This window comes from Verminephrobacter aporrectodeae subsp. tuberculatae At4 (assembly GCF_000193225.1).
Classification (GTDB): Bacteria; Pseudomonadota; Gammaproteobacteria; order Burkholderiales; family Burkholderiaceae_C; genus Acidovorax; species Acidovorax aporrectodeae.
Window position 1 is genome coordinate 1 of record NZ_AFAL01000995.1, and the last position, 4637, is coordinate 4637.

At 69.2% G+C, this 4637-nt stretch carries 3 protein-coding genes; 1 reads left to right on the forward strand and 2 read right to left on the reverse strand.

What is annotated here, in order from left to right:
- Positions 1–715, reverse strand: a 715-nt coding sequence (locus tag VTU_RS0124325) for an S-adenosylmethionine:tRNA ribosyltransferase-isomerase (RefSeq protein WP_010110317.1), incomplete at its 3' end; no start/stop codon positions are given.
- A gap of 212 nt (positions 716–927) precedes the next feature.
- On the opposite strand from VTU_RS0124325, the gene recG reads away from it, so the two are divergent.
- A complete protein-coding gene (gene recG, locus VTU_RS0124330; protein ID WP_010110319.1) occupies positions 928–3060 on the forward strand; it encodes an ATP-dependent DNA helicase RecG in 2133 nt (710 codons plus the stop codon).
- Positions 3061–3108: 48 nt separating this feature from the next.
- Here the strand turns inward: recG and VTU_RS0124335 are convergent.
- On the reverse strand, positions 3109–4637 hold a 1529-nt coding region (locus tag VTU_RS0124335; RefSeq protein ID WP_236610867.1), incomplete at its 5' end, for a trypsin-like serine peptidase.

Below are 4637 nucleotides of genomic sequence, written 5' to 3' on the forward strand. Positions count from 1 at the left end.
CGTGCAGGGTGACGCCGGCGCACTCGACGCCGCGCGCCGCCAGCGCGGCGAGCACGTGCGCGTCGAAGTGCAGCGCGGCCGTGGGGGCGGCCACGGCGCCGGGGGTGCGCGCGAACACGCTCTGGTAGCGCTGGCTGTCCTGGGCCGCGTCGGGGTCGTGGCCGCTGTCTTGCCGGCGCGCGATGTAGGGCGGCAGCGGCATATGGCCATGGCGCTCCATGAGTTCCCAGGGCGATTCGTGCGCCGGGCCGTGCAGCGCAAAGCGGAACAGGGGGCCGTGCACATCGGGCCAGCGGCCCAGCAGCGTGGCGTCGAAACCGCCCGCGCAGCGGCCCCCGGCCATGCGCACGGTGCTGCCTGGCGGCGGCTTCTTGCTGACCCTCATGTGCGCCACGACCTCGTTGCCCGGGCCGTCCACCGCGGACCCGAGCACGCGTTCGATGAGCAGCTCCAGCCTGCCGCCGCTGGCCTTCTCGCCAAAGATGCGCGCCTTGAGGACGCGGGTGTCGTTGAAGACCAGCAGGTCCCCTGGGCGCAGCAGCCCGGGGAGTTCGCGGAAGATGCGGTCCTCGGGCTGCGGCGCGCGGCCATCGAGCAGGCGCGAGGCGCTGCGCTCGGGGGTGGGGTGCTGGGCGATGAGTTCGGGGGGCAGCGCGAAGTCGAAGTCGCTGAGCCGGTGGGCGCGCGTGCCGCCGCCGGGGGAGTGGTCGCTCATCGTGCTCGCGGGCCGGGCCCGTGCCAGGAAGAAATGCAGAAGGGAAAACGCCGGGGCGCGATTCTCCCATAGCGGCTGGCACGCAGGCCCCGGGGCTTGGAGCGGCGCAATCGTGGTAGCCTTTTTGCTCCGCAATCGCTCTGCATGCACTTCACGCTTTCCCCGGCCCACCGCCGCATATGTCCGCCGACTCCCCACCCTCCGCCGAACCCATGGCCCCATCCGCCGCCGCGACGACCGTCCAGGGCGGGGTCTCCGTGCTGCAAAAGGCGCTGCAAAAGCTGGGGCTCGAGCGCGACATCGACTTGGCGCTGCACCTGCCGCTGCGCTACGAGGACGAAACCCGCATCACCGCGCTGGCCGACGCCCGCGATGGGCAGGTGGTGCAGATCGAGGCCACGGTCACGGCCAGCGAGGTGCAACTGCACCCGCGGCGCCAGTTGCTGGTCCGGGTGGAGGACGCCACGGGCGTGTGCGAGCTGCGGTTCTTCAGCTTCTACCCCTCGCACCAGAAAACCCTGGCCGTGGGCGCGCAGCTGCGCATCCGGGGCGAAATCAGGGGCGGGTTCCGGGGGCGCCAAATGCTGCACCCGTCCCTTCGTGCCGCCGGCGGGGAACTGCCGGCGGCGCTGACGCCGGTCTACCCGAGCACGGCCGGTCTGCCGCAGCCCTACCTGCGCCGCGCGGTGGGCAGCGCGCTGGACCGGGTGGACCTGTCCGACACGCTGCCCCCCGGTGCCGAGCCGCCCTGTGCGCGGCATGCACGGCATGCCCATGAAAACGGCGGGCAGCATTTCTTCAGCCTGCGCGAGGCGCTCGACTTCCTGCACCACCCCGCGCCCGACGTCACGCTCTCCACGCTGCAAGACCGCAGCCACCCGGCCTGGCAGCGCGTGAAAGCCGAGGAGTTGCTGGCGCAGCAACTGTCGCAGCAGCAGTCGCGGCGCGAGCGGGGTCTGCTGCGCGCCGCGGTGCTGCGCGTGCAACAGGCCGCAGATGGCAGCCCGCCGCTGCACGAGCAACTCCTGGCCGTGCTGCCGTTCGCGCTCACCGCCGCGCAGCGCCGCGTGGGCCGGGAGATCGCCGCCGACCTTGCGAGCGAGGTGCCGATGCACCGCCTGTTGCAGGGCGACGTGGGGTCGGGCAAGACGGTGGTCGCGGCGCAGGCCGCCTGCCTGGCCATGGACGCGGGCTGGCAGTGCGCGCTGATGGCGCCCACCGAAATCCTGGCCGAGCAGCACTTTGCGCGGATGCTGGGCTGGCTCGAACCCCTGCTCGCCGCGCGCGGGCGCCGCGTGGCCCGGCTCGCGGGCGGGCAAAGGAAGAAGGAGCGCGCCGCCATGCTGGCGCTGATCGAAAGCGGCGAGGCCGCGCTGGTGGTGGGCACGCACGCCGTGATCCAGGAGCAGGTGCGCTTCAGGAACCTGGCGCTGGCGATCATCGACGAGCAGCACCGCTTTGGCGTGGCCCAGCGGCTGGCGCTGCGCAAGAAGCTGGCCGAGCACGGAATCGAGCCGCACCTGCTCATGATGAGCGCTACGCCCATCCCGCGCACGCTGGCCATGAGCTACTACGCGGATCTGGACGTCTCGGTCATCGACGAACTGCCGCCGGGGCGCACGCCCATCGTCACCCGGCTGATCGCCGACAGCCGCAAGGGCGAGGTGATCGCGCGCATCGGCGCCCAGGTGGCGGCGGGGCGGCAGGTGTACTGGGTGTGCCCGCTGATCGAAGAAAGCGAGGCGCTGGATCTGACGAACGCCACCGCCACCCACGCCGAGCTGAGCGCCGCCCTGCCCGGCGTCACGGTCGGCCTGCTGCACGCGCGCATGCCCGGCGCCGAGAAAAAGGCGGTGATGGCGCTGTTCAGCGGTGGCCAAATGGGCGTGCTCGTGAGCACCACGGTGATCGAGGTGGGGGTGGACGTGCCCAACGCCTCGCTCATGGTCATCGAGCACGCCGAGCGCTTCGGGCTCAGCCAGTTGCACCAGCTGCGCGGGCGGGTGGGGCGCGGGGCCGCCGCGTCTGCCTGCGTGCTGCTCTACGCGACCAACGACAGCGGCCGCGTCGGCGGAAGCGCCAGGGAGCGCCTGCGCGCCATGGCCGAAACCAGTGACGGTTTCGAGATCGCCCGGCGCGACCTGCAAATACGGGGCCCCGGCGAATTCCTCGGCGCGCGCCAGTCGGGCGACGCGCTGCTGCGTTTCGCCGACCTCGCCACCGATTCCCCCCTGCTCGAATGGGCGCGCGCGCTGGCCCCCGTGATGCTCGACCGCCACCCCGAACTGGCCGCCCGGCACGTGGCACGCTGGCTGGGCGGGAGAGCCGACTACCTCAAGGCGTAAAGCGCGACGGGTCCGGGCCTGGAGCGCCTCTGCGCCGGGATAATGTCCTCAGTGATCGGGCTTGAGCCAGTTCTTCAGGCTATTGCGAAACGCCACGTCAAAGCGTCCGTAGGTGTCCGTCCCGGTAGAAAATCTGGAAAGGCAACGGGAGGATCCACCATATAACTGCCCCATCACATAGCGTGTATTGCCGATCGTATAGAGCAGCCCTGAGCCACTGCTGCCCTTCTCGGTGCGGCCCTGCCGCCACCTGATGGAGTAGAAATTCCCGTTCTGCGCGTTGCTGATGGAGCAGTTGAACGTGCCGTCATCCTCTCCCGGCACGCAGCGGCTGAAATCCATGATGGTGCCGGTGCTGAGTTTTTGCAGATCGCCCTTGGGGTGGTGGATTCCGGAGATATTCGGTCTTCTGACCATGTCTATGTTCATGTTGCCAAAGTACGAGCCTGCGTAGACGCTGCCTTGCGGAGCAGGGGAATTGAGGCGCATGAAGGATGTGTCCGTGTCGGCACTGTTGTACAGCAGCGTCGCGCCGCCTGTGACACGCCGCGTGTCCGGGTTCAGTTCCCCGCTGTTGCAGGCCGTGGAGCGATAAAACCAATCCGTTGTCATCGTCGAGGCCAGCGTCTGCGTGGAAATACAGTGATTGGCACTCAGGAAATAGGGGGTGCGGCTCGAACTGGCGTCGTTCAGCAAGGTGCCTGTGCACAGATAACTGGTTCCGTCGTCCTTCACATAGATGATGCGTGCCACGGAGCGGCTCTCGCTGCTGTACTGGGCGTCGCACGAAACATCGGTGTGGCAACTGTCCGCATCCCCCAGAGCCTTGGTGACAGGCGCCGCGTCGGCCCCGGGTGAAACGAAGAAATGCGAGAGCGTGGGGACGGCGATATCCAGCTCTGCCAAATTCGCTTTGGCAGGCAGTTCGAGTTCCACCGTGGTTTCGGCGCCGCCAAAGTCGGGCACCCAATAGGTGCGCGCTGCGTCGCTGGTATCGCCCGCAGCCAAGTTGCGCTGCACCGTGCGCAGCACCTCGTCGCCCGAGACCTGAATTACTTCGGTGCCAGCTTGCGTATAAAAGCGCAGCATGGTGTTTGCCGGCAGGCTGCGCACCAGCAACCCCGGACGCACGCCCCATGCGTCCTCTGAGGTAAAGCTCAGGGCCGCACGCTGCACGCCGCCCTGGGCGGACTGCCAGCGCAGTTGCGCGAGCGTGCCCCGCGCGGTGGCCGTTGCAGCGACGCTGCGCGCAACGCCAATTTTCCGGGGTATTCCTGATTCGGACGCCGCTTGTGCCTTCTTTTTCAGGCCCGACTCCTCATCGAGCGGACCGAGCCGCACGGCCGTTGCCAGCACCAAACGGCTGCGCGGCAGTTCCGCTGCGGCCTTGGATTTGGCGGTCCTGGTGCTTGCGGTGCTCTGCGCTCCCGGGTCGAAGGGCTCGATGCGGTCGCTGGCTGCCGGGGCGGGAGCGGGAGAGGGCGCTGGAGTGGCAGGAGCGGGAGACGGCGCTGGAGTGGCGGGAGCGGGAGATGGCGCTGGAGTGGCGGGAGCGGGAGATGGCGCTGGAGTGGCGG